Annotated in this window: 23 protein-coding genes; 8 read left to right on the forward strand and 15 right to left on the reverse strand. The window is 68.1% G+C overall.

The genetic code is table 11. The features are described 5' to 3' along the window. Positions 1–7 precede the first annotated feature (7 nt). Both edd and eda read left to right on the forward strand, forming a co-directional pair. Entirely contained in the window at positions 8–1,852 is a 1,845-nt protein-coding gene (edd, locus tag DEH84_RS11875; RefSeq protein ID WP_109038361.1) for a phosphogluconate dehydratase, read from the forward strand. Positions 1,853–1,904: 52 nt separating this feature from the next. Continuing rightward, positions 1,905–2,546 (forward strand): bifunctional 4-hydroxy-2-oxoglutarate aldolase/2-dehydro-3-deoxy-phosphogluconate aldolase, encoded by a 642-nt coding sequence (gene eda / locus DEH84_RS11880; protein ID WP_109037042.1) that lies wholly within the window; start codon positions 1,905–1,907, stop codon positions 2,544–2,546. 102 nt (positions 2,547–2,648) lie between these two features. Here eda and DEH84_RS11885 read toward each other — a convergent pair whose 3' ends face one another. Next, complete coding sequence (locus DEH84_RS11885) at positions 2,649–4,475, reverse strand: glucokinase (RefSeq protein ID WP_109037043.1); 1,827 nt, start codon at positions 4,473–4,475, stop codon at positions 2,649–2,651. Positions 4,476–4,779: 304 nt separating this feature from the next. On the opposite strand from DEH84_RS11885, the gene DEH84_RS11890 reads away from it, so the two are divergent. Genes DEH84_RS11890 through DEH84_RS11910 form a run of 5 tightly spaced genes read left to right on the forward strand, consistent with a single transcriptional unit; the run spans position 4,780 to position 10,531 of the window. Beyond that, positions 4,780–6,015 carry an efflux RND transporter periplasmic adaptor subunit gene (locus DEH84_RS11890; RefSeq protein WP_109037044.1) on the forward strand — a complete coding sequence of 412 codons (1,236 nt, stop codon included), beginning with the start codon at positions 4,780–4,782 and terminating at the stop codon, positions 6,013–6,015. A 21-nt stretch (positions 6,016–6,036) separates the two neighbouring features. Further along, on the forward strand, positions 6,037–6,744 hold the full coding sequence (locus tag DEH84_RS11895; protein ID WP_109037045.1) for an ABC transporter ATP-binding protein: 708 nt from the start codon (positions 6,037–6,039) through the stop codon (positions 6,742–6,744). Positions 6,745–6,758: 14 nt separating this feature from the next. Beyond that, positions 6,759–7,919, forward strand: a complete 1,161-nt coding sequence (locus DEH84_RS11900; RefSeq protein WP_109037046.1) for an ABC transporter permease — start codon at positions 6,759–6,761, stop codon at positions 7,917–7,919. A gap of 9 nt (positions 7,920–7,928) precedes the next feature. Continuing rightward, positions 7,929–9,098: an ABC transporter permease gene (locus DEH84_RS11905; protein ID WP_109037047.1), complete on the forward strand. Its 1,170-nt coding sequence runs from the start codon at positions 7,929–7,931 to the stop codon at positions 9,096–9,098. Positions 9,099–9,106: 8 nt separating this feature from the next. Continuing rightward, a complete protein-coding gene (locus DEH84_RS11910) occupies positions 9,107–10,531 on the forward strand; it encodes an alpha/beta hydrolase domain-containing protein (RefSeq protein ID WP_159098945.1) in 1,425 nt (474 codons plus the stop codon). On the opposite strand, the gene DEH84_RS11915 is transcribed toward DEH84_RS11910, so the two are convergent. The 9 genes from DEH84_RS11915 to trhP all read right to left on the reverse strand — a co-directional run bounded on the left by DEH84_RS11915 (position 10,491) and on the right by trhP (position 19,908). Continuing rightward, positions 10,491–11,864 (reverse strand): acyltransferase, encoded by a 1,374-nt coding sequence (locus tag DEH84_RS11915; protein ID WP_109037049.1) that lies wholly within the window; start codon positions 11,862–11,864, stop codon positions 10,491–10,493. The two genes, DEH84_RS11910 and DEH84_RS11915, sit on opposite strands and share 41 nt — an antisense overlap. Positions 11,865–11,876: 12 nt before the next feature. Then, positions 11,877–12,479 carry a methyltransferase family protein gene (locus tag DEH84_RS11920; protein WP_109037050.1) on the reverse strand — a complete coding sequence of 201 codons (603 nt, stop codon included), beginning with the start codon at positions 12,477–12,479 and terminating at the stop codon, positions 11,877–11,879. 203 nt (positions 12,480–12,682) lie between these two features. Next, on the reverse strand, positions 12,683–13,276 hold the full coding sequence (locus DEH84_RS11925; RefSeq protein ID WP_109038362.1) for a thioredoxin family protein: 594 nt from the start codon (positions 13,274–13,276) through the stop codon (positions 12,683–12,685). 218 nt (positions 13,277–13,494) lie between these two features. Next, positions 13,495–14,379 (reverse strand): phosphoribulokinase, encoded by an 885-nt coding sequence (locus DEH84_RS11930; RefSeq protein WP_109037051.1) that lies wholly within the window; start codon positions 14,377–14,379, stop codon positions 13,495–13,497. Between the two features lie 10 nt (positions 14,380–14,389). Beyond that, positions 14,390–15,472, reverse strand: a complete 1,083-nt coding sequence (locus DEH84_RS11935; RefSeq protein WP_109037052.1) for a class 1 fructose-bisphosphatase — start codon at positions 15,470–15,472, stop codon at positions 14,390–14,392. Continuing rightward, a complete protein-coding gene (gene cbbX, locus DEH84_RS11940) occupies positions 15,463–16,449 on the reverse strand; it encodes a CbbX protein (protein ID WP_425429014.1) in 987 nt (328 codons plus the stop codon). The genes DEH84_RS11935 and cbbX overlap by 10 nt, the downstream gene beginning before the upstream one ends. Positions 16,450–16,517: 68 nt before the next feature. After that, entirely contained in the window at positions 16,518–16,970 is a 453-nt protein-coding gene (locus tag DEH84_RS11945; protein WP_109037054.1) for a ribulose bisphosphate carboxylase small subunit, read from the reverse strand. A gap of 15 nt (positions 16,971–16,985) precedes the next feature. Continuing rightward, a complete protein-coding gene (locus DEH84_RS11950) occupies positions 16,986–18,452 on the reverse strand; it encodes a form I ribulose bisphosphate carboxylase large subunit (protein ID WP_109037055.1) in 1,467 nt (488 codons plus the stop codon). Between the two features lie 109 nt (positions 18,453–18,561). After that, entirely contained in the window at positions 18,562–19,908 is a 1,347-nt protein-coding gene (trhP, locus tag DEH84_RS11955; RefSeq protein ID WP_245932779.1) for a prephenate-dependent tRNA uridine(34) hydroxylase TrhP, read from the reverse strand. Positions 19,909–20,050: 142 nt separating this feature from the next. On the opposite strand from trhP, the gene DEH84_RS11960 reads away from it, so the two are divergent. Continuing rightward, a complete protein-coding gene (locus DEH84_RS11960) occupies positions 20,051–21,010 on the forward strand; it encodes a LysR family transcriptional regulator (protein WP_109037057.1) in 960 nt (319 codons plus the stop codon). Here the strand turns inward: DEH84_RS11960 and pqqE are convergent. The 5 genes from pqqE to pqqA all read right to left on the reverse strand — a co-directional run bounded on the left by pqqE (position 20,985) and on the right by pqqA (position 24,307). Further along, entirely contained in the window at positions 20,985–22,157 is a 1,173-nt protein-coding gene (pqqE, locus tag DEH84_RS11965) for a pyrroloquinoline quinone biosynthesis protein PqqE (protein ID WP_245932576.1), read from the reverse strand. The genes DEH84_RS11960 and pqqE overlap by 26 nt on opposite strands. Further along, positions 22,154–22,465, reverse strand: a complete 312-nt coding sequence (pqqD, locus tag DEH84_RS11970) for a pyrroloquinoline quinone biosynthesis peptide chaperone PqqD (protein ID WP_179950587.1) — start codon at positions 22,463–22,465, stop codon at positions 22,154–22,156. The genes pqqE and pqqD overlap by 4 nt, the downstream gene beginning before the upstream one ends. 16 nt (positions 22,466–22,481) lie before the next feature. Beyond that, positions 22,482–23,249 (reverse strand): pyrroloquinoline-quinone synthase PqqC, encoded by a 768-nt coding sequence (pqqC, locus tag DEH84_RS11975; RefSeq protein WP_109037058.1) that lies wholly within the window; start codon positions 23,247–23,249, stop codon positions 22,482–22,484. Further along, entirely contained in the window at positions 23,246–24,163 is a 918-nt protein-coding gene (gene pqqB / locus DEH84_RS11980; protein ID WP_109037059.1) for a pyrroloquinoline quinone biosynthesis protein PqqB, read from the reverse strand. Before pqqB ends, pqqC begins: the two co-directional genes overlap by 4 nt. A gap of 69 nt (positions 24,164–24,232) precedes the next feature. Next, positions 24,233–24,307: a pyrroloquinoline quinone precursor peptide PqqA gene (pqqA, locus tag DEH84_RS11985; RefSeq protein WP_109038365.1), complete on the reverse strand. Its 75-nt coding sequence runs from the start codon at positions 24,305–24,307 to the stop codon at positions 24,233–24,235. Positions 24,308–24,348 lie beyond the last annotated feature (41 nt).

Below are 24,348 nucleotides of genomic sequence, written 5' to 3' on the forward strand. Positions count from 1 at the left end.
CTTCAACATGGCCACCTCTCCCGCCCCCCTGCACCCGCAACTCCAAGCCGTGACCGACCGCATCCGCGAACGCAGCGCGGCCCCGCGTGCGGCCTACCTGGCCCGCATCGACGCGGCAGGCCAGGCGGGCCCGGTCGAGCGCTCGGCGCTGGGTTGCACCAACCTCGCCCACGCCTACGCGGCCGCACCGGCCAGCGACAAGATCTGGCTGCGCGAACAACGCAGCCCCAACCTCGCCATCGTGTCGGCCTACAACGACATGCTGTCGGCCCACCAGCCGCTGGCCGAGTTCCCCGAGTGGATCAAGCAGGCCGCCCGCGAGGTGGGCGCCACGGCGCAGTTCGCCGGCGGCGTGCCCGCCATGTGCGACGGCGTCACGCAGGGCAAGGCCGGCATGGAACTGTCGCTCTTTTCGCGCGACGTGATCGCCATGTCCACGGCCATCGCGTTGTCTCACAACATGTTTGACGCCACCCTGTGTCTGGGTGTGTGCGACAAGATCGTGCCCGGCCTGCTGATCGGCGCACTCAGCTTCGGCCACCTGCCCACCGTGTTCGTGCCCGCCGGCCCCATGACGACCGGTCTGAGCAACGACGACAAGGCCAAGGTGCGCCAGCGTTTTGCAGCCGGTGAGGTAGGCCAGGATGAACTGCTTGCCGCAGAAGAAAAGGCCTATCACGGCCCGGGCACCTGCACGTTCTACGGCACGGCCAACAGCAATCAGATGCTGATGGAGATCATGGGGCTGCACCTGCCCGGCTCGGCCTTCGTGCACCCGCACAGCGCGCTGCGTGCGGCCCTCACCCGCGAAGCCGCCCGCCAGGCTGCGCGCCTGACCCGTCTGGGCAGCCAGTACACCCCCGTGGGCCACGTCATCGACGAACGGGCGGTCGTCAACGGGCTGGTCGGCCTGATGGCCACCGGCGGCTCCACCAACCACACGCTGCATCTGGTGGCGATGGCGCGCGCGGCCGGCATCGTGATCGACTGGGACGACTTCGATGCGATCTCGACCATCACGCCGTTGCTGGCCCGGGTCTACCCCAACGGCAAGGCGGATGTGAACCACTTCCACGCGGCGGGCGGCATGGCCTTCCTCATCCGCGAGCTGCTGGATGCCGGCCTGCTGCATGAAGACGTGAAGACCGTGGCCGGCGGCACCGAAGGCCTGCGCGCCTACACCCGCCTGCCGCAGCTGGACGGCGACCATCTGGTATGGGTGGACGCGCCTGCACAAAGCGGCGACGCCAGCGTGGTCAGCACCGTGAGCGCCCCCTTCTCGCCCGATGGCGGCCTGCGCGTGCTCAAGGGCAACCTGGGTCGCTCGGTCATCAAGGTCTCGGCGGTCAAGCCCGAGAACCGGCTGGTGGAAGCGCCTGCCGTTCTCTTCAACGACCAGAGTGAACTCATTGCCGCTTACAAGCGCGGCGAGCTCAACCGCGACTTCGTGGCCGTGGTGCGCTTCCAGGGCCCGCGGGCCAACGGCATGCCCGAACTCCACTCGCTGACGCCCACGCTGGCCAACCTGCAGGACAAGGGCTTCAAGGTGGCGCTGGTGACCGACGGCCGCATGTCCGGTGCCTCGGGCAAGGTGCCGGCCGCCATCCACATGACGCCGGAAGTGACGGCGGGCGGTCCGCTGGGCAAGGTACGTGCGGGCGACCTGATCCGGCTGGACGCCGACGCCGGCACGCTCGAAGCCCTGGTGCCGCAGGCCGAATGGGCCCAGCGCACCGTGGACACCACCGATCTGTCGGCCAACGGGTTCGGCACGGGCCGCGAGCTGTTCGGCGGCTTCCGCCAGGCTGTCACCGGCGCCGAACAGGGCGCCATGAGTTTCGGCAGCTTCTGACCCGCCTCGCACACTCGCTCACTCACTGATCCTCTGCAAGAAAGACACGACGATGCCCAACCTCAATCCCGGCCTGGCTTCCTTCATGCGCTTGAGCCCCGTGATCCCGGTGCTGGTGATCGATCGCACCGAAGACGCCGTACCGCTGGGCCGCGCGCTGGTCGAAGGCGGCCTGAAGGTGCTGGAGATCACGCTGCGCACGCCGAACGCACTCGAGGTGATCCGCGAGATCGCGCAGCACGTGGACGGGGCCGTGGTGGCCGCGGGCACCGTGACCACCCCTGCCCAGTGGGAGGCCGCAGCCGAAGCGGGCGCGCAGTTCATGGTGTCGCCCGGGCTGACACCGGCCCTGATCGAGCACGCGCAGCACGCCACCACCGGCCTGCTGCCGGGCGTGGCCACGGCATCCGAACTGATGACCGCCCTGGATGGCAGCTTCACCCACTTCAAGTTCTTCCCGGCCCAGCAGGCCGGTGGCGTGGGCATGCTCAAGGCGCTGGGTGGGCCGTTTGCCGATGCGCTGTTCTGCCCGACGGGCGGCATCACGGTCGAGACCGCGCCTCAGTTCCTGAGCCTGCCCAACGTGGCCTGCGTGGGCGGCTCGTGGCTGGCCCCGGCAGCGCTGGTCAAGGCCGGTGACTGGAACGCCATTCGCGACCTGGCCCGGGCAGCCTCGGCCCTGCGCGCGGCCTGATCGCACCGTTGTTGTATGGGGTCAGCGCCAGCGCGGCGCAGACTTTTGACCGACTTGGCTTCAAGGCCTGGTCGGTCTTTTTTTGCTTGAACCGGCCTCGGCTCAGCGTGCGTGCGAGATCCACGCCGCCGCGTCTTCTCGCAGCCCGAACGGCGACTTCACCGAGCCCGGGCGCTGCATGGCCACGCCCACGGCCAGCACGTCGATCATCAGCAGATGCAGGATGCGCGACACCATGGAGAGCTGTTCGGTGCGGCCTTCGACGTGGTCCACCGCCAGCGTCACGGTGGCCCGCCGGGCCAGCGGCGAATCGCTCGCCGTGATGGCCACGACGGCCGCGCCGGCATTCAGCGCCTTGTCCACCGCATGAATGAGATCGGGCATGGCGCCCGAGCGGGACACGGCGACCACCACATCCCCCGGCCCCAGCAGGTCGGCCGCCATGGCCTGCAGAGCGCTGTCCGCGTGTGCCGTGGCCGGGATGCCGAAGCGCAGGAATTTGTACTGCCCGTCGACCGCGACCACATGCGAGTTGCCCACCCCGTGGAACTCGACCCGCCGTGCCTGCTGCAGCAAGGCGATGGCGCGCCCGATGGCCTGCCCGTTGAGCCCGTCGCGCAGCGACACGATGGCCGACACCGTGTTGTCCAGCACCTTGGCCGACAGGTCGGGCGCGGCATCGTCGACCATGACCTGGCTGTGCCGCAAGGGAATGGTGCCCGTGAGCCCGGACGCCAGCTTGAGCTTGAAGTCCGACAGGCCCTCGAAGCCGAGGCTGCGGCAGAAACGGATCACCGTGGGCTGGCTCACCTCGGCCTGCCGGGCGATCTCGGCCACCGGTTCGTTCATGAAGGCGCGCGGATGCGCCAGCAGGTGATCGGCCACACGCTGCTCGGCCCGGCTCAACTCGTTGCGCAGGCTCTTGATGCGGGCCATGACGCCCCCATCCTGCAGCGCCGCACCCCGATCTCGCAGGTGATGCGTGAGCAGCGCCTCCAGCCCGGAGAACACAGGCCAGGGTGCGGTGACGAGCACGGTGGGCACGGCCGCGAGCCACGCTGAGAAGCGCCCCTTGCTTTCGAAGCGCGCACGGAAACCGCCGGCCGCCAGCAAGGGCCCCATGCGCGGTAGCAGCTCGCCCCCGAGATACACGCCGCCGACCGCGCCCAGCATCAGCGCCACATCGGCCGCCACGGTGCCCAGCATGCGGGCGAACACCGCCACGGCGGCGGCACTGCGGGGCTCACCAGCGTGCGCCAGATCGATCACGGTGAATGCATCGGGTGGCGTGTCGGCCTGCGGGCCCAGCGTCTGCCAGATGAAGCGCAGGCCTTGCGCCGACACCAGCCGCTCTGCCGACACGTGTGGCCATTGCCGCCACGCTGCCTGCAGGATGGCCAGCTCGGTGTCATCGGCTGGTGCGAAGCTGATGTGGCCACCCTCGCTGCCCAGTGTGATGCGCCGGTCTTCGGCCGGAATCAGGCCCGACACCCCGAGCCCCTCGCCAGGCCCGATCAGGCCGATCACCCCGCCGGGCTGCGCCTGCCCGCCACCCAGTGCCACACAGGCCTCGGGCGGCAGCGCGGGCAGTGCCATGGCGAGCGCGGTGAAGTCGTTGACGACCAGCAGCGTTTCGAGGGAGAGCGACTCGCGCAGCGCCGACACCGACAGCCGCCAGCCCTTGTGGGTCAGCACCACTTCGTCGTCGTGCACCGTGCCCGCCACGGCCAGCGCCAGATGGCGCAAAGGGCCTGCCTGCCGCCCAGCCTGCGCCACCCAGCCCGCCTTGAGCGCGCTGGCCAGCTGCGCCGGCCCCGTACACGCGCGCTGCTCGACGACCGGCGCACCCTGCTGAAGCGCGCCATCGGGCCGGCACAGCGTGAGGCGGCCATGGGGATCCAACAGGGCAAGCAGACGAGATCCGTCCATCGAAACAGCAGCGGTCGGCAAGGTGAGTGAGGGTGGAGGCCAGGGCGCGAGTCAGTATAGGGCGAGCGCCTTCTCTTCCCACTTGGTCCGGGGGGAGACCACGCAATCCCTTAGGCGACCTTTCTGGCATCTGACTTAGCCTGTCTTCAACCCGGGCGAGGTCTGCCTCGCCACCGCAATCACAGACGCCCCCGCTTGTCCATGGGTTCTAGCCCGGCGGGGCCTTGGTTCGGGGGTCGGCTTAACGATCATCGTTAGCAGTGAAGTGACAATGCAGAATCTCGATTTACCGAGCAGTGACACCATGACGACCGACGCCGCAGCCCCTTCCGCACTGTCCCGCCTGAAGATCGACAGGAGCGTGCAGGCCAAGACCCGGCGCCCCTCCGCGCTGCTGCCCTGGCTCATCGCGGGCGGGGTGGGCCTCGCCGCCGCAGGTGCCTGGACGCTCTACCCCCGCACCGCCGAAGTCACGGCCACCTCGGTCGTGCAAAGCACGCCGTCGCAGCAGTATGTCCAGCTCACGGCCTCCGGCTACGTGGTGGCACAGCGCCGTGCCGCGGTGTCGTCCAAGGCTTCGGGCCGGCTGCTCGAACTCACCGTGCGTGAGGGCTCGAACGTGAAGAAGGGCGAGCTGCTGGCCCGCCTGGACGCCAGCGACATCCAGGCCGGCATCATGGCCGCCGAGGCCGCCGTGCTGCAGGCCGAAGCGAACCAGAAGCAGGCCATGGTGCAGCTCATCAACGCCCGCGCCGAGACGACCCGCACCCGCAGCCTCGAAGCCCAGGGCTTTGTCTCCGGGCAGATGGTCGACAGCGTGGTGAGCAAGAACAAGGCGGTCTTCGCGCAGGTGTCGGCCGCCGAAGCCGCGCTGGCCCAGGCCCGTGCGCAGCTCAAGGCCCAGAAGGTGGCGCTCGACTACACCGAGATCCGCGCGCCGTTCGACGGCGTCGTGCTGGTGAAGAACGCCAACGTGGGCGACATCATCATGCCGATGTCGAGCGCGGCCGGCGCACAGGGCGCCGTGGTGACGATGGCCGACATGGGCACGCTCGAAGTCGAGGCCGACGTCTCGGAAGGCAACCTCTCGAAGGCCCGCCCCGGCCAGCCGGTCGAGATCACGCTGGACGCCCTGCCCGGCAAACGCTTCAAGGGCCACGTGGTCGGCATCGTGCCCACGGTCGACCGGGCCAAGGCCACGGTCATGACGAAGATCCGCTTCGACCAGCTCGACCCCCGTGTGCTGCCGGAAATGAGCGCCAAGGTGGCCTTCCTGTCGCGCGAGATCTCCGACGCCGACCAGCAGCCCGTGACGGCCGTGCCCGCCGCGGCCATCGCGCGCCAGGGTGAGCAACACGTGGTCTGGCGTGTGCGCCAGGCCGATGACCGCAACACGGTGGAAGCCGTGGCCGTCAAGCCGGGCCGCCAGTTGGGCGAGTTCCGCGAAGTCAGCGGGCCCATCAAACCGGGCGACAAGATCGTGGCCACACCCCCTGCCCGCCTGAAGGACGGCGCCCGCGTCGCGCTCAGCGCCTCCTGACGTCACCAGCAGTACGACACCATGCAGGCCCCCAAGCGCGAACCGGTGATCCGCATCGATCACCTCAGCAAGACCTACACCCGCGGCGGGCAGCCCATTCCGGTGCTGCGCGACATCAACCTCGAGGTCACCGAAGCCGAGTTCGTCTCGCTGATGGGCCCCAGCGGCTCGGGCAAGAGCACGCTGCTCAACCTCATTGCCGGCATCGACCAGCCCAGCAGCGGCACCATCGCCATCAACGGGGTCGACATCGCCACGCTCGATGAAACCGCACTCGCCGACTGGCGCGCGGCCAACGTCGGCTTCATCTTCCAGTTCTACAACCTGATGCCGGTGCTGACGGCGTACGAGAATGTCGAGCTGCCCCTGCTGCTGACCAACCTGAGCCGGCGCCAGCGCAAGGCCCATGTCGAAGCCGCACTCGAGATGGTGCGCCTGGCCGATCGCATGGACCACTACCCCAACGAGCTCTCGGGTGGCCAGCAGCAGCGCGTGGCCATTGCGCGGGCCCTGGTGACCGACCCCACACTGATCGTGGCCGACGAGCCCACCGGCGACCTCGACCGCGCCACCGGCGAAGAAGTGCTGGCCCTGATGGACGAACTGCACCGCGATCTGGGCAAGACCATCGTGATGGTGACGCACGACCCCAAGGCCGCTGCACGCGCCAGCCGCATGATCCACCTCGAGAAGGGCGTGCTGGTCAGCGATCCGGCCGACGCCCACTGACCGCGCGGGCCACGATGTTCCTGTTCAAGCTGCTGCTGAAGAACGCCTTCAGACACAAGCTGCGCACCCTGCTGACCATGGTGGGCCTCATCGTGGCCATCAGCGCCTTCGGGCTGTTGCGCACCATTGTCGATGCCTGGTATGCCGGCGTGGATGCCACCTCCAGCACACGCCTCATCACGCGCAGCGCCATCTCGGTGGGCTACCCGCTGCCGCTGTACTACGCCGAACGCATCCGCAAGATCGAGGGCATCACCGACGTGACGTGGGCCAACTGGTTCGGCGGCATCTACATCGACCGCAAGAACTTCTTTGCCCGTTTCGCGGTGGATGGCCCGAGCTACTTCACGCTCTACCCCGAGTACCGCGTCAGCGACGAACACAAGGCAGCCTTCCTCGCCGACCGCCGCGGGGCCATCGTCGGCCGCAAGATCGCGCAGCGCTTCGGCTGGCAGGTGGGCGACACCATCCCGCTGCAGGGCAACATCTACCCGGGCAACTGGAACTTCACGATCCGCGGCATCTACACCGGCGCAGATGCCCGCACCGACGAGACGCTCATGCTGATGCACTGGTCGCTGCTCGCCGAAAGCGTGCGCCAGCGCGTGGGCTCGGCCCAGGCCAACCAGGTCGGCCTGTACGTGGTCGGCATCAAGGACCCGAACCGCGCTGCCGCCATCTCGCAGGAGATCGACGCGCTGTTCCGCAACTCCGGCGCCGAGACCCGCACGGAAACCGAGAAGTCCTTTCAGCTGGGCATCGTGGCCATGAGCCAGGCGGTGCTGATGGCGATCCGTGCGGTCAGTTTCGTCGTCGTGCTCATCATCATGGCGGTGATGGCCAACACCATGACCATGACGGCGCGGGAGCGCCTGGCCGAGTACGCCACGCTCAAGGCCCTGGGCTTCTCGCCGGGCTTTGTCGTCAAGCTGCTGTTCGGCGAGAGCCTGATGATCGCGGCCATCGGCGGGGCACTCGGCATCGCCGCCACCTTCCCGCTGGCCAGCGCCTTCCTGTCGCAGACGCAGCAGCTCTTCAAGGTCTTCGCCGTGTCACAAGAGACCATGCTGATCCAGGCCGGGGCGGCCCTGGTCGTGGGCCTGATTGCCGCCGCCTGGCCCGCCTGGAAGATGTCGCGCATCGACATCGTTCAAGGCCTGCGCCACATCGCCTGACGCTCGACCATGCGCGCCATTCCCCTCTCCTACGTGATGCGCAACCTCTGGGTGCGCCGGGTCACCACCGCGTTGACGGCCGGTGGCATGGCGCTGGTGGTGTTCGTGTTCGCCACCGTGCTGATGATGAGCGAAGGCATCAACGAAACCATGGTGGCCACGGGCCAGCTCGACAACGTCATCGTGCTGCGCAAGGGTGCCGGCACCGAGATCAACTCGGCCATCTCGCGGGATCAGGCCGCCGCCATCGAGGCCTTGCCGGCCGTGGCGAACGACAGCCTCGGGCGCAAGCAGCTCTCGCGCGAGGTGGTGGTGCTCAACAACCTGCCCAAGCGGGACAGCGGCGAGCTCAGCAACGTCACGGTGCGCGGCACCAACGCCGTCGGCATCGGGCTGCGGCCGCAGGTCAGGCTGGTGCGGGGGCGGATGTTCCAGCCCGGCACGTCCGAGGTCATCGTCGGCTCGGGCATCGTGCGCGGTTTTGCCAACATGGAAATCGGCCACACGCTGCACTTCGCCGGCCGGGACTGGGTGGTGGTCGGGCACTTCGATGCACAGCGCAGCGGCTTCGACTCCGAACTCTGGGCCGACAGTGAGCAGGTGATGCAGGCCTTTCACCGCGCGGTGTACTCGACCCTGCTCTACCGCCTGAGCCACCCGGGTGCGCTCGAGGCCACACGCCAGGCCATGGCCACCGACCCCCGGCTGCAGATGGACGCCAAACTGGAGCAGCGCTTCTACGCCGAGCAATCCGAATCCATGTCACGCTTCATCCGGCTGCTGGGCCTGTCGCTGTCGGTCATCTTCTCGATCGGCGCCATCGTGGGCGCCATGATCACCATGTTCGCGGCGGTGGCCTCGCGCATCGGCGAGATCGGCACCCTGCGTGCACTGGGCTTCCGCAAAGAGGCCGTGCTGATCGCCTTTCTGGGCGAATCGCTCGGGCTGGCCCTGGTGGGCGGGCTGGTGGGACTGGGCGCGGCCTCGCTGATGCAGATGGTCAACATCTCGACGGTGAACTACCAGACCTTCTCCGAGATCGCCTTCCGCTTCCGGTTCACGCCGACGGTGGCGGGCCAGACCATGGCCTTCGCGCTGCTGATGGGCTTTCTGGGCGGCTTCGTGCCAGCCTGGCGCGCCGCCCGGCTGAGCATCATCGAGTGCCTGCGGCAGGCGTGATCGGCATCATGAAGCGCGCTCTTCTGCGTTCAGGCTTTCTCGCAGCCCTGCTTCTGGTGGCTCACACCCTGAGCCTCTCGGCATCGGCCGAGCCAGCGGACGACCGCCCCGTTGCCACCCTCACCCCGGCCATGGGCGCCCCGGTCGCCACCTCGCGCGCGGCGCTGCTGGCGCGGCACGGCCACACCGAGCGGGAATGGTGGTTGAGCGGCCAGGCACGCGTCTACGACCGTGCCGGCGCCTGGGACGCCGATGGGCGCTGGGGCGTGGCGCCGCGCCCGGGCAGCGCCCGCCCCTATGCCACGCGTCTGCTGGTACGCCACCCGGCCGACGCGGCCCGCTTCAACGGCATCGTGCTGGTGGAGTGGCTCAACACCACGCTGGGCTTCGACCTCGATGGCGGCTGGATCCTGACCCGCGACGAGCTGCTGCGCGAAGGTTATGCCTGGGTCGGCGTCAGCGTGCAGGCCGAGGCGCTGCCAGGCCTGCGCGCGCTGGGCGGCACGCGCTATGAGACCGTGAACCTGCCCGGCGACGCACACGCCTGGGATCTCTACGCCGACGCGGCCCACACCGTGCGCCGCCAGGCCACGCGCCTGCTGGAGCTGCCCGCCCCCCGGCCCGTCCGGCTGGTCGGACTGGGCTACTCGCAGTCGGCCGTGTTCCTGACCACCTGGCTCAACGCTTTCGAGCCCGCACGCCGCCTGTTCGACGGCTTTCTGCTGCACGGCGCCGCACCGGCCGCCGGCCCGCTCCATGGCGACGACAGCCATGTCTACGCACCCCGCCTGCGCGCCGACCTGCCCGTGCCCGTCATGCAGGTGCAGACCGAGATGGAAGTGGCGGTGAGCTGGCCGCTTTCGCGCACGCCCGACACGCCCCGCGTGCGCTACTGGGAAGTGGCCGGCGCCGCCCACCTCGATGCTGACGTGCACGCACAGACCCACGCCGTGGCCACACCCGCCTGGCGCGCCGATGAGCCCCGCTGCCTGAAGCCGCTCAACACCCTGCCGCTGCGCCATGCCGATGCCGCCGCCTTGCACGCCCTGCGTCGCTGGATGACCGAAGGCGTGCCCCCGCCCATCGTGCCGCGCATGGCCCGTGGCCACATCGGCTTTCTCACGCACGATGACGATGGCAACGTGGTCGGCGGCCTGCGCCTGCCGGAACTCGCGGTGCCGCTGGCGCAGTTCGGCACGTACGGCAACCTCCCCACCAGCTGGCCCAGCGTGCGCGGGCTGTACACCTGCATCGCCGGTGGCAGCACCACACCGCTGTCGCTGCAGCGCCTGCAGCAACGCCACGGCAACCGCGACGCCTGGCTGCAGGCCTTGCAGCGCTCGGCCGACCCGTTGCGGGACGCCGGGCTGCTGCGCCCGGCCGACCACGCCGCTACGCTGGAGACAGCGCGCCGGACGGCCTGGCCCCGTTGAGTCCGGCTGGCGGCTCGGGCACCGCGCCCTGGGCGGCAATGGCACGGCGCACGGCCTCGATCTCGGCAGGGCGGGCACTGAGGTGCAGGTCCAGCCCGCCATCTTCTTCCGGCGTCGACACCACCATCAGCATGCGGAAGGCCACGCCGCAGATGTCGTACCAGGCCGGGCCGCCCTGGCCCAGGTCGATGCGGTACATGGGGAAGTTGACGCAGTTGTTGAGAATGAAGCCGGCGCGCAGCGTCTCGCCTGCCGGCCGCATGAACAGGCGCCACACCGACTTCTGCGCCCGGTGGTGATCCAGCAGCGCCAGCAGGTCGAACAGCGCGTCGTGGGCCACTTGGGCCGCCGTGGGCCGGCATCGCAGGGCCAGTTCAGGCAGGCTCAGCGTCGCCACCTCCTGGGTCGTGCTGCGCCCTTCGCCGTAGCCCAGCGCATTGCCGAAGTAATCGCGCGGGATGCGGAGGCGCCGTCTTGCGCGCAGATCGAGCACGACCCCCACGCTGCGTTCATGCTGGGGCGGCATCAGCGGTGAAAGCTGTTGAAGGCAGAAGGCCGCCACCAGGTCGCTCGAACTGACACCCGCCGTGGCATCGCCCGCCGCACGGGCTTCGTCCTTCCAACGGTGCACCAGCGAGGCCGGCACACGCAGCACCGCCTTGCGCAACTGCAAGGCCTGCCAGCCCAGGCGAGCGAACAGGCCGATGCGCTCGGGCATGCTCGGGTCGTACAGCAGCCCCGCTTCCTGCGGCACCGGCCGATCGGCCACGATGTCCGTCAGAACCTTCCGATCGAACGCACGCAGGGGCACAGCCTCTCCGCGGCACGCGGCAGACCAGTCGCTCATGAACTGCCAGAAGCTGATGCCGTCGAACACCGAGTGCGTGCCGTAGCACGACAGCACGATGCCGCCATCCTCGAAGCGCCAGACATCGACCTGCAGCAGGGGCACATCGCGCCCCACGATGCGCCAGGGCAGAAACGGCTTGAAGTAGCGGCGCAGGTCGCGGCCCATCGGGCGGTCGATGCCGTAGGCAGGCAGCGGCCCGGCACAGGCATGCACACGAAAATCGATGCCCGCATCGTTGCAGTCGATGAAGGAATGGCCGTCGCTGCCCTTGCGAAGCCGACCCGTGATGACCGGATAGCCGCGCAGCACCTCGCGCAGGGCCCGCTCGGCCCGCACGATGTCGAAGCCCTGCGGATAGACCAGCATGACCGGGATGCCGACGTGCCCGTTGAACAGGTCGGATCCGGTCAGGCGCTGTGGCGGCGCCTGGGTGCCGGCCTGCAGTCGAACATGGCGCAAGAGGGACGACGAGAACCGGGCCATGCTTCCACTCCCTCAATAGACAAAGGGGATGAGACGCTTGCGGGTCTGCTTGAAGCGGCGATAGCTGTCGCCCAGCGCGGCTTCCAGCGCGGCCTCTTCGACATGGATGCGGTAGAGGTAGATCGCCCACGAGCCGAGCAGCATCACGCCGAGGCTGAGCAGGTTGCCCAGCATCAGGCCGAAGCCGCCCAGGGTCATCAGCGCGCCCAGGTAGGAAGGGTGGCGCAGGTAGCGGTACGCCCCCACATCGACCACCTGGTGATCGGACTGCACCGTGACCGTGTGGGTGAAGAAGCGACCCAGCGCCGCCCAGCAATGCATGCGCAACAGCATGCCGGCCACGATGACGGCCACGCCACCGTAATAGGCCATCAGCCGTCCCTCATCGTGAAGCACCGTGGGCGCGTGCCAGGCCGCCAGCACGGCCAGCACCTGGAGCGCCGAGGCCCCGACCGAGATCACCAGGCCCGAATAGCGGTCGTCGCCATCGTGCCCGCCCGAGAAGGCCTTCTTGCGCTGCAGCTGACGCCACTCCATCGTCAGGGCCCAGGCCATGACGGTCCAGATGAGCAGGCCTTCCGGCCACACGAAGATCAGGGGGCGAAGGGAATCCATGGCTGCTCGCTACGTGTTGAATGCTGAGCAGATTGTGGTGGGCGCCTTTGCGCAGCCTGCCAAGTGCTTTCCCCTGCTGGGCTCCCGCATCCGTGGGGTGCCGGCACACCGCACGACAAGGGCGTGTGCGGCCAGAAACGACCACGCCCGCGTGCAAGCGGGCGTGGTGAAACGTACGCCGCGCCAAGGCGCGGTGACGTGCTTCAGGTGGCGCTCTGGATCAGCCCGCGCTCGGCCGCCTCCTGCGGTTCACGCCACTTGATGCTGCAGCCGATGCTCGCCTCCTGCTCCCCCGGTCCGTAGCCCAGGTGCGCGACAAGCCGCATGGCATCGAACAGTTCACGCGGCGTGTCCTCCTCCACCGGCTCATTACGGCCGGCATCCAGACGGCCGCGGTACTGCAGTCGCATCTCCGCATCGAAACCGAAGAAATCGGGCGTGCAGACGGCCCCATACGCGCGGGCCACCGCTTGCGTCTCGTCATGCAGGTAATGGAACGGCAGATCCCACGCCTTGGCCTGCTGCTTCATCGCGGCGAAGCTGTCCTCGGGGTAGGCGTCGGCATCGTTCGGGTTGATGGCAATCACGTTCACGCCGATGGTGGCCAGTTCGCGGGCGTCGCGAATCAGGCGCGGCATCATGGCCTGCACGTACGGGCAATGGTTGCAGATGAAGGCCACCACGGTGCCGCGGCGTCCCATCAACTGCTTCAACGAGTGGTAATGGCTGTCCACGCCCAGCAGGCGGAACGGGGCGGCAGGCCAGCCGATGTCGGCAATCGGAGTGGTCAGGGCCATGGTCATTTCCTTTCAGACGAGGTACTGCAAGGGAACACGGACGCGGGAGACAAGGCGGCACGATGGGCCTCGGCCTCGTGCTGCACGCGCCCTCCCGGGCGGGCACGCAGGGCCTTCGTCGGCTGCGCTTTCCGTGATGGAATCACACCCTTTCGGTGAACGCAAGCCCCGCTTCGTAACAGGGCGGGCGGGGGTGGGTGACACACGATTGACACGCCTCAGTACCCCGCCAGCGCTCGCTGGCGCCGCTCCATCATGCGCCAGATGAAGGGGGTGAAGATGAGCTGCATGGCCAGCGCCATCTTGCCGCCCGGCACCACGATCGTGTTGGCGCGCGACATGAAGGAGTCGTTGATCATGTTGAGCAGATACGGGAAGTCGATGCCCTTCGGGTTGGCAAACCGGATCACGCAGAGGCTCTCGTCGGCGGTGGGAATGTCGCGTGCGATGAAGGGGTTGGAGGTGTCCACCACGGGCACACGCTGGAAGTTCACGTGCGTGTGCGTGAACTGTGGGCAGATGTAGTTCACATAGTCCGGCATGCGGCGCAGGATGGTGTCGGTCACGGCCTCGGCCGAGTAACCGCGCACATGCTTGTCGCGCCACAGCTTCTGGATCCACTCGAGGTTGATCACCGGCACCACGCCGATCAGCAGGTCGGGGTAGCGCGCGATGTTCACCTCGGGCGTGACCACGGCGCCATGCAGGCCTTCATAGAACAGCAGGTCGGTGCCGGGCTGCAGGTCCTCCCACGGCGTGAAGGTGCCGGGCTCCTGCCCGTAGGGCGCGGCCTCCACGGGGTCGTGCAGATAGTGGCGCGTCTTGCCCGAGCCGGTTTCGGAATAGCTCCGAAACAGCTGCTCCAGCTCTGCAAACAGATTGGTCTCCGGGCCGAAGTGGCTGAAGTGCCCGTTGCCCGAGCCCTCGGCTTCGGCCTGGCGTGCGCGCATTTCGCTGCGGTCGAAGCGATGAAAGCTGTCGCCTTCGATGAGCGCGGCCTTCACGCCCTCGCGGCGGAAGATGGCTTCGAACGTGCGCGTCACCGAGGTGGTGCCGGCACCCGAGGAGCCGGTGATGGCAATGATGGGATGTCGTTCGGACATGAAGGGCCTTTCAGTCGCGGAACAGGCTGCGCTCGGTGAACAGCGGGTTCAGGTCGCTGCGGCTGACCGGCTCGTGGTGATAGCGCTCGATGCGCTCCACCTCGGCGCGCGAGCCGAACACCAGCCCGATGCGCTGGTGCAGCGCCGTGGGCCGCACGCCCAGCAGAGGATGCCGCCCGGTCGACGCCCGCCCACCGGCCTGCTCGATGATGAAACCGATGGGGTTGGCCTCGTACAGCAGCCGAAGGCGCCCGGGGCGGCTGGCATCGCGCGTGTCACGCGGGTAGAGAAAGACGCCGCCCCGCATGAGGATGCGGTGGGCTTCGGCCACCATCGATGCGATCCAACGCATGTTGAAGTCCGAGCCGCGCGCGCCCGCCGCCCCGGCCAGGCACTCGTCCACATAGCGCTTGACGGGTGGCTCCCAGAAACGGCTGTTGGACGCGTTGATGGCGAACTCGCGCGTGTGCTCAGGCACCTGCAACTGCGGGTGCGTGAGCATGAATTCGCCCAGGTTGGGATCGAGCGTGAATCCCACCACCCCGTTGCCCACACTCAGGATGAACATGGTGCTCGGGCCGTAGAGCGCATAGCCCGCGGCCACCTGTGCGGCGCCGGGTTGCAGGAAGTCGGCCTCGTCCACATCGCGCTCGCCGGCCGTCACGCCCGCCGGCGCGCGCAGGATGGAGAAGATGCTGCCCACCGTGAGATTGACGTCGATGTTGCTGGAGCCATCAAGCGGATCGAACACCAGCAGGTACTTGCCACGCGGCCAGGCCTGCGGGATCTGATAGGGCTCGGCCATCTCTTCGGAGGCCATGCCGGCCAGGTGCCCGGCCCACTCGGTGCGGCGCAGAAAGACCTCGTTGCTCAGCACGTCGAGCGGCTGCTGCACTTCACCTTGCACGTTGCGTTGCCCGCCCACCTGATCGAGGCCGGGTGCCAGGCGGCCGAATGCCACCGTGCGGGCGATGGCCTTGCAGGCCAGGGCGACATCGAGGATGAGCGCATTCAGCGCGCCGCTGGCGCCCGGAAAGCGTCGGCGCTGCTCGATCAGGTATTGCGTCAGGGTCAGGGGATGGGTCAGCGACATGGTGACGCTCCAGGGAGGGTTTCGGATTCGGTGGTGGCCAGCCGGAACACCCGGCTGGCGGCAAAGTCGGCGACGGTGAGGGTGGCCAGTGCGGCTTCGTCCAGCACCGCATGGCGTTCGGCAAACAGGCGGCCGGCCTGGCGCAGACGTGCGCGCTCCAGCGCATTGCGCACGCTGCGTGCGTTGGCAAAGTGGGGCTGCTCGCGCCGCAGGCTCACGTAATGAGCGAATGCCTCGCGCGCACCCGGACCGAATCGATAGCGCTGCGCCTCCAGCATGCGATCGGCAATCTGCAGCAGGTCGGACGGGTCGTAGTCCGGGAAGTCGATGTGATGGGCGATGCGGCTGCTCAGCCCCGGGTTGGACTGGAAGAAGGTCTGCATGCGATCGGGGTAGCCCGCCAGGATCACCACCAGGTCATCGCGGTGGTTTTCCATCACCTGCAGCAGGATCTCGATGGCCTCGGCACCGTAGTCGCGCTCGTTTTCCGGTCGATAGAGGTAGTACGCCTCGTCAATGAAGAGCACGCCGCCCATGGCGCGCTTGAGCACCTCTTTCGTCTTGGGCGCCGTGTGGCCGATGTACTGGCCCACCAGGTCGTCACGCGTGACCGACACCAGATGGCCCGTGCGCACGTGCCCCAGCCGGTGCAGGATGGTGGCCATGCGTTGCGCCACCGTGGTCTTGCCCGTGCCCGGGTTGCCGGTGAAGCACATGTGCAGGCTGGGCGTGCCTGTGCCCAGGCCGTGCGCGGCCCGCAGCCGGTCGATCACCAGCAGCGCAGCCAGCTCGCGCACCTTCTGCTTCACGGGCTGCAGACCCACCAGCTCGGTGTCCAGCTCGTCCAGCACCGATTCCACCTGCGTGGCAGCCAGCACCTCGTGCACGGTCCGTGGAGCAGGGCCGGGCGGGGCATGCGCAGCCGCAGCCTCTGCGCCCGCCGAGCCAGGCCGGGGTGACAACGACGTGGCATGCATCGGGCCGGGATCCGCATCGCGCGGCCCCACCAGCACCGGCGCACCAGGCAGCCGGAACACCGGCGCCGTCATGAGGGGGCTCCGGCTCCGTAACGCTCACCCTCGGGCCGCTCGGCCTCGTAGCCACGCACCGTGTAGTGCACCGTCCGGCCCGCGCCCTCGGTGCGCACCAGCCCGAAGCCCGCTTCGGATGCGGGCCGCTGCACGATGAAGCTCATCGTGATGGACTCGATGCCGCGTGTGGCGTTGAAGGCCACCAGCCGGATGTAGTGCTGGGGAAAGGTCGCGCGGCATTCACCCAGCACCTGCATCACGCCGGCCGCGTCCTCCAGGTCGAACATCGGCATGCCGAACATTTCCCAGTAGGTGTTGCGCGGGTGCGGGTCGTCGGTGTATTCCACGCTCCACGCGTGGCCCTGGCGCAGGCCCCACTGGATCTGCAGGCGGATCTCGTCGTGGCTCAGGTCGGGCAGGAAGCTGAACTGGCCCTGGGTGAGCCGGCCGGTCGGGTTGGTCATCATGGCGTGCGCTCCGGGTCAGGCAAGGGCGGGGGTGGCGACGTGGTCGCTGGTGTCGGTCGAGGCATAGTTGAAGGCCACGTCCCTCCAGGTGTCGAGCGCCTGGGCCAACGGCGCGCACCAACGGGCGGCCTGCTGCAGGATCTCGGGGCCTTCCTCGTCGATGTCACGTCCCTCGTTGCGTGCCTTCACCATGGCTTCGAGCGCCACGCGGTTGGCCACAGCGCCGGCCTGGATGCCGGCGGGGTGGCCGATGGTGCCGCCACCGAACTGCAGGATCACGTCGTCACCGAACAGGCTCAGCAGCTGGTGCATCTGCCCGGCGTGGATGCCGCCCGAGGCCACCGGCATCACCTTCTTGAGGTCGGCCCAGTCCTGGTCGAAGAACAGCCCGCGCGGCAGATCCTGCCGGTTGTAGGCTTCACGGCAGACGTTGTAATAGCCCTGCACCATCAGCGGATCGCCCTCGAGCTTGCCCACGGCGGTGCCCGCATGCAGGTGGTCGACGCCCGCCAGGCGCAGCCACTTGGCGATCACGCGGAAGCTCACGCCGTGGGATTTCTGCCGCGTGTAGGTGCCGTGGCCGGCGCGGTGCATGTGCACGATCATGTCGTGCTTGCGCGCCCAGTTGGCCACGCTCTGGATGGCGCTCCAGCCCACGACCAGGTCGACCATGATGACAACCGAGCCCAGCTCCTTCGCGAACTCGGCGCGCTCGTAGATGTCTTCCATCGTCGCGCCGGTCACGTTCAGGTAACTGCCCTTGACCTCGCCGGTGGCGGCGCTGGCCTTGTTGACCGCGTCCATCACGTACAGAAAGCGATCGCGCCAGTGCATGAAGGGCTGCGAGTTGATGTTCTCGTCGTCCTTCATGAAATCGAGCCCGCCCTTGAGCCCCTCGTAGATCACGCGGCCATAGTTGCGGCCGGACAGGCCGAGCTTGGGCTTGGTGGTGGCGCCCAGCAGGGGCCGGCCGAACTTGTCGAGCCGCTCGCGCTCCACGATCAAGCCGGTGGGCGGCCCCTTGAAGGTCTTGACATAGGCCACCGGGATGCGGATGTCCTCCAGCCGGCAGGCCTTCAGCGGCTTGAAGCTGAAGACGTTGCCGATCAGGCTGGCCGTCATGTTGGCGATCGAGCCTTCCTCGAAGAGGATGAGGTCGTAGGCCACCCACGCGAACACCTGTCCCGGCTGGCCGGGCACGGGCTCCACCTTGAAGGCCTTGGCCCGGTAGGTGTCGCAGGCCGTGAGGCGGTCCGTCCAGACCACCGTCCAGGTGGCGGTGCTGCTTTCGCCGGCCACCGCGGCCGCGGCCTCGACCGGGTCGACGCCCTCTTGCGGCGTGATGCGGAAGAGGCACACCACGTCCGTGTCCTTCGGAACGTAGTCGGGCTCCCAGTAGCCCATCTGGCGGTACTTCAGCACCCCGGCGCTGTAGCGCTGCCGGGCGTCGCGGATGATGCCCTCTTCGACTGGCTTGTTCATGACCTGCCCCCGTCTGATCAATGGATCAGGTCACTTTAGGAAGCAGGGCCAATAAGGTAAATTCAGTTATTCTTTCAAGCCAGTTAAGCAAAAGCTTAAGGAACCAGCGTCAAGCGGGTGTCGCTTCGGCTGGCTGGTCAATCAGCAGCCTGGCAATCAGCGCGCCGGCGTAGCGGGCGTCCAGCGGAATGCGTACGTGCAGCGGGCTGCCCGGCGCGGCCGTGATCGGGGCGCCCTCCATGTTGCGCATGGACTCGAGCTTGAACTGGAGGTTGCCCTGCGGGTGGATCACTTCCAGGGTGTCGCCGACATCGAAGCGGTTCTTGACCTCAACCTCGGCCCAACCGTCAGCGCCCATTTCACGCACCTCGGCCACGAACTGGCTGCGGTGGAACTGCGAGTGCCCGGTGATGTAGTTCTGGTAGTCCTGGGCCGGGCGGCGCTGCAGGAAGCCGCTGGTGTAGCCGCGGTTGGCCATGCCTTCGAGCTGCAGCAGCAGATCGGGGTTGAACGGCCGGCCGGCCACGGCGTCGTCGATGGCCTGGCGATAGACCTGGGCCACGCGGGCCACGTAATACAGCGACTTGGTGCGGCCTTCGACCTTGAGCGAATCGACCCCGATCTCGGCCAGACGCGCCACATGCTCGACGGCCCTCAGGTCCTTCGAGTTCATGATGTAGGTGCCGTGCTCGTCTTCCATGATGGGCATCAGCTCGCCCGGGCGCTCAGACTCTTCCAGCAGGTAGACGCGGTCGGCCGCCGGATGACGCTTGCCGTCGCCGCAGCCGGAGAAGGCCTTCTCGGCGGCTTCCTGCTCGCGGGCGAAGTTGAAGTCGCCTTCCAGCTTCAGCGGCACGGCCTCGCCGGTGTCCGACTGCTCGGTGGCGCCATGGGTCTTGTACTCCCACCGGCAGGCGTTGGTGCAGGTGCCCTGGTTGGGGTCGCGGCGGTTGAAGTAGCCCGACAGCAGGCAGCGGCCCGAGTAGGCAATGCACAGCGCGCCGTGCACGAACACCTCCAGCTCCATGTCGGGGCATTCCTGGCGGATCTGCTCGATCTCGTCCAGGCTCAGCTCGCGCGACAGGATGATGCGCTGCACCCCCACCTTGCCCCAGAACTTCACGGAGGCGTGGTTGACCGTGTTGGCCTGCACCGACAGGTGGATGGGCACCTCGGGCCACTTCTCGCGCACCATCATGATCAGGCCCGGGTCGGCCATGATCAGGCCATCGGGCTTCATCGCGATCACGGGCTCGATGTCCCGCAGATAGGTGCGCACCTTGTCGTTGTGCGGCAGCAGGTTGCTGGTAACGTAGAACTTCTTGCCGCGCGCGCGGGCCTCTTCGATGCCCTGCTGCAACTGTTCCAGGCGGAACTCGTTGTTGCGGGCACGCAGGCTGTAGCGCGGCTGGCCGGCGTAGATCGCATCGGCGCCAAAGTCATAGGCGGCGCGCATCTTGTCGAGCGAGCCGGCGGGCAGGAGCAGTTCGGGGGCTGGGCGTTTCACGGGCGGTATTGTCGCTGTTCGCGGGTCTCACGGCATCCCCCCGGCGCGATCCCCCCACCCCACCACCGCGTATTCACCTGGCTTCCACCGCATGCGCAGCGTCACCTTTCGTCAACTCCGCGTCTTCACCGAGGTCGCGCGGCACCTGAGCTTTGCACGCGCGGCCGAGGCCCTGCACCTCACGCCGCCAGCCGTGACCATGCAGGTCAAGGAGTTGGAGGGCCACGTGGGCCTGCCGCTGTTCGAGCGCCAGGGGCGCCAGGTGCAGCTCACGATGGCGGGCGAGTACTTTCTGGTCTACGCGCGCCGGCTGCTGTCCACGCTGAAGGACGCGGAAAACGTCATGGCCCGTTTCCGCAAGGTGGAAACGGGCGTGCTGACCATCGGCCTGCTGAGCACCGCCGGCTACTTCCTGCCCACGCTGCTGGCGCGTTTCCAGGCCGAGCACCCCGGCATCGACGTGCGGCTGGACGTCACGCGCGACCTGAGCAAGCTGCTGGACCGGCTGCATGGCAACGAGATCGACCTGGCCGTGATGGGCCGCCCGCCGCGTGAGGTGGCCATGCGGGCCGAGCCCTTTGCCGCCCACCCCATGGTGTTCGTGTGCCCGCCTGGCCACCCGCTGCTGGGCGTGGGCCACCCGCCGCTCGACGCGCTGGTGCGCCACCCGCTGATCGTGCGCGAACCCGGGGCCGAGGTGCGGGCCGCCCTGGACATCTACCTGCGCGAACACCGGCTCGACCCGCGCGTGGCCATGGCCATCCCGAGCAACGAGACGCTGAAGGCCTCGGTGATGGCCGGCATGGGCATCGGCTTTCTGTCGCTGCACGCGGTGGCCAGCGAACTGCGCGCGGGCCTGCTGCACGTGGTCGAGTTCGAAGACACGCCGGTGGTGCGCACCTGGAACATCGTGCACGAGGCCTCGAAGGTGTTGTCGCCGGCGGCCGAGGCCTTCCGCTACTTCCTGCTGGACGAGGCCGAGGCCCTGCTGGCCGCGCAGGCCGAGGCGCTGCTGGGCCAGCCGATCAAGGCTGCGATCGAGTCCCGCTGAGCGCGAGCGAGGCTTTCGGGTCGCGGAACACCAGCGGCTGCTCGCGCACACCGGCTTCTGCCTGCGCAACGGCCTGCTCGATCAGGTGATGGTGCGGCGACAGGCTGCACACCGGGTCGGCCGCAGCCGGGTCCTGCGTGAGCATGTAGGCCTGACAGCGGCACCCACCCAGGTCCTTTTCCTTCTCGGGGCAGGTACGGCACGGGTCTTTCATCCAGCCGTCGCCCCGGTAGCGGTTGAAGCCTTCGGACGCGTACCAGATGGACTCGATCGACTGCTCGCGCACGTTCGGAAAGGCCAGACCGGGCAGCATCTTCGCGGTGTGGCATGGCAAGGCGGTGCCATCGGGCGTGACAGTCAGGAAGACATTGCCCCAGCCGTTCATGCACTTCTTGGGCCGGTCACCGTGGTAGTCGGGCACAACGAAGAACAGGCGCATGCGGTCGCCGAGCTTCTCGCGCCAGGCCTGGGTGGTGCGCTCGGCGGCTTCCAGTTGCGCGCGGGTGGGCAGCAGCTGCGCGCGGTTCAGATGGGCCCACGAGTAGTACTGGCTGTTGGCCAGTTCCATGTACTCGGCACCCAGCGCGTCGCCCATCGCGATGATCTCGCCGATGTGGTCGATGTTCAAGCGGTGCAGCACCACGTTCATCACCATCGGGTAGCCGTGGGCCTTGATCAGGCCGGCCACCTTCTGCTTGAGCTCGAAGGTCTTGGTGCTGGACAGGAAATCGTTGACCTCGCGCGTGGCGTCCTGAAACGACAGCTGGATGTGGTCCAGACCGGCGGCCTTGAGCGCGGCAATGCGCGACTCGGTCAGGCCCACGCCCGATGTGAGCAGGTTGGTGTAGAAGCCCAGGCGGTGTGCCTCGGCCACGATGGCTTCGAGGTCGTCACGCACCAGCGGCTCGCCGCCCGACAAGCCCAGCTGCACGCTGCCGGCGGCGCGGGCCTCGCGCAACACGCGGAACCAGTCTTCGGTGCTCAGCTCCTGCTCGGGCGTGGTCTGTGCGAAGTCCACCGGGTTGTAGCAGAACACGCAGTGCAGCGGGCAGCGGTAAGTCAGCTCGGCCAGCAGCCAGAGCGGCGGGCCAGGGCGCGGCGCGGCAGCAGAAGGCCGGTCGGGCGCGGCCGTCATGTCGACGCTCATGCGGGCACCACCGGCGTGATGTCCAGCCAACGCTGGGCCCGCGCCATGTCGACAAAGGCCAGCACGTCGGCCTGCAAGCCCGTGGTCTGGAAGGCCTGCTCCAGCTCGGTCACGATGGCCTGCACGCTGCGCTCCCCATTGCAGCGCTGCATGATCTCGCCCGCGCTGCGGTTCAGCTTGATCATGCCCTCGGGGTAGAGCAGCACCCAGGCATCCTGGGCCGCCTCCCATTGCAGGCGATACGGCGGGCGCACGCGAGGTGTGTTGTCCAGCGCGGTGCGTGTGGCAGGCAGGTTGGCGTCGCTCATGCTGTCGTGTCCGAAGTCAGGCCCGCGGCCCGGTGATCTCGACCTTGCACTGGCTCAGCATGATGGCGTCGGCCAGCGCCCACAGCACATCGAGCTTGAACTGCAGGATCTCGAGTGCGCGCTCCTGCAGCGCACGCGTCTGGCTGAAATAGTCGAGCGTGAAGCGCAGGCCATGCTGCACATCGCGCCGGGCCTGGGTCAGGCGGTTGCGGAAGTACTGCAGCCCTTCCTCCTTGATCCACGGGTAGGCCTCGGGCCACAGGTCCAGCCGCTGCTGGTGGATGTGCGGGGCGAACAGTTCGGTCAGGCTGGACGCGATCGCTTCCTGCCACGGCTGCTGCCGCGCGAAGTTCACGTAGGCGTTGACCGCAAAGCGCGCGGCCGGGGCCACGAAGCGCTCCGACACCACATCGTCGCGCGTCAGGCCCACGGCCTCGCCCAGGCGAATCCAGGCCTCGATGCCGCCTTCTTCGCGCACGCCGTCCACCAAGCGCCCGTCGTGATCGAGGATGCGCTCGATCCACTCGCGGCGGATCTCCCGGTCCGGGCAGTTCGACAGAATGGCCGCGTCCTTGATGGGAATGGCCACCTGGTACAGATAGCGGTTGGCCACCCAGCCCTGCATCTGCGTCTGCGTCAGCTTGCCCTCGGCCATCATCACGTGAAAGGGATGGTGGATGTGGTAGCTCGTGCCCTTCTCGCGCAGGCGGGCTTCGAACTCGTCGGCCGACCAGCGTGGCCGGCCATCGTCGACCCAATGGGCCTGGTGGTGGGTGTGGCTCACAGAATGATCTCCATGCCATCTTCCGCCACCTCGATGCCGCGGCGGGCCAGCTCGGCGCGCTCGGGACTGTCCTCATCGAGGATGGGGTTGGTGTTGTTGATGTGGATGAGCACCTTGCGCGTGCTGGCAGGAAGACGGTCCAGCCAGGCCAGCATGCCGTCCTCGCCGCTCAGCGGCATGTGGCCCATGGCACGGGCGGTGCGCGTGGACGCACCCAGGCGGATCATCTCGTCGTCCGTCCACAGCGTGCCGTCCACCAGCACGCAGTCGGCCTGCTGCATGGCAGCCCACACATGGGGCTCCATCTCGACCAGGCCCGGCGCGTAGAACAGGCGTCGGCCGGTTCGGGTGTCGCGCACCAGCATGCCGGCGTTGTCGCCCGGGTCGGGCTGGTCGCGTCGCGGCGAGTAAGGGGGCGCGTTCGAACGCAGTGGCAGGGCCTGCAGGTGCAGCCCGGGCAGGCGGTCGATGTCAAACCCCGCCTCACCCACCGGCATGTCATGCCACGCCACGCCGCTGTAGTGCGACAGCACCTGGAACAGCGGGTTGCCGCCCATCAGGTCGCTGCGCACGGGCGCCGTGCACCAGATGGCCCACGGCTGACGGTGCTCGCGCAGCATGTACAGGCCGGTGGTGTGATCGATCTGCGCGTCCATCAGCACGATGGCTTCGATGGCGGTGTCACGCAGCGCGCGGCCCGGCTGCAGGGCGGGAAATTCGCGCAGCTGCTGCAGGATGTCGGGCGAGGCGTTGAAGAGCAGCCAGCGTTCGTCGTCGGCGCTGACTGCAATGGAAGACTGGGTGCGCGCCTTGGCCCGTACGGTGCCTTCGCGCCAACCGCGGCAATTGTGGCAGTTGCAGTTCCACTGCGGAAAGCCACCACCGGCGGCACTGCCCAGAATGCGGATTTTCACAAGCGGGAATCCGGTTCAGGTGCGCCAGTGCCGTGGCAGCCAGCGCACCCGGGTTCACCGAGCCGAAGCTCAGCGGTTGGCGATGTACATCGTGATTTCGAAGCCAAAGCGCAGATCGGTGGCGGCAGGGGTTTCCCAGGTCATGAACAGTCTCCTTTGAGGGGTGGCGCACGGGCGGGTTGCCC

The sequence above is a fragment of the Aquabacterium olei genome, assembly GCF_003100395.1.
GTDB classification, from domain to species: Bacteria; Pseudomonadota; Gammaproteobacteria; order Burkholderiales; family Burkholderiaceae_C; genus Aquabacterium; species Aquabacterium olei.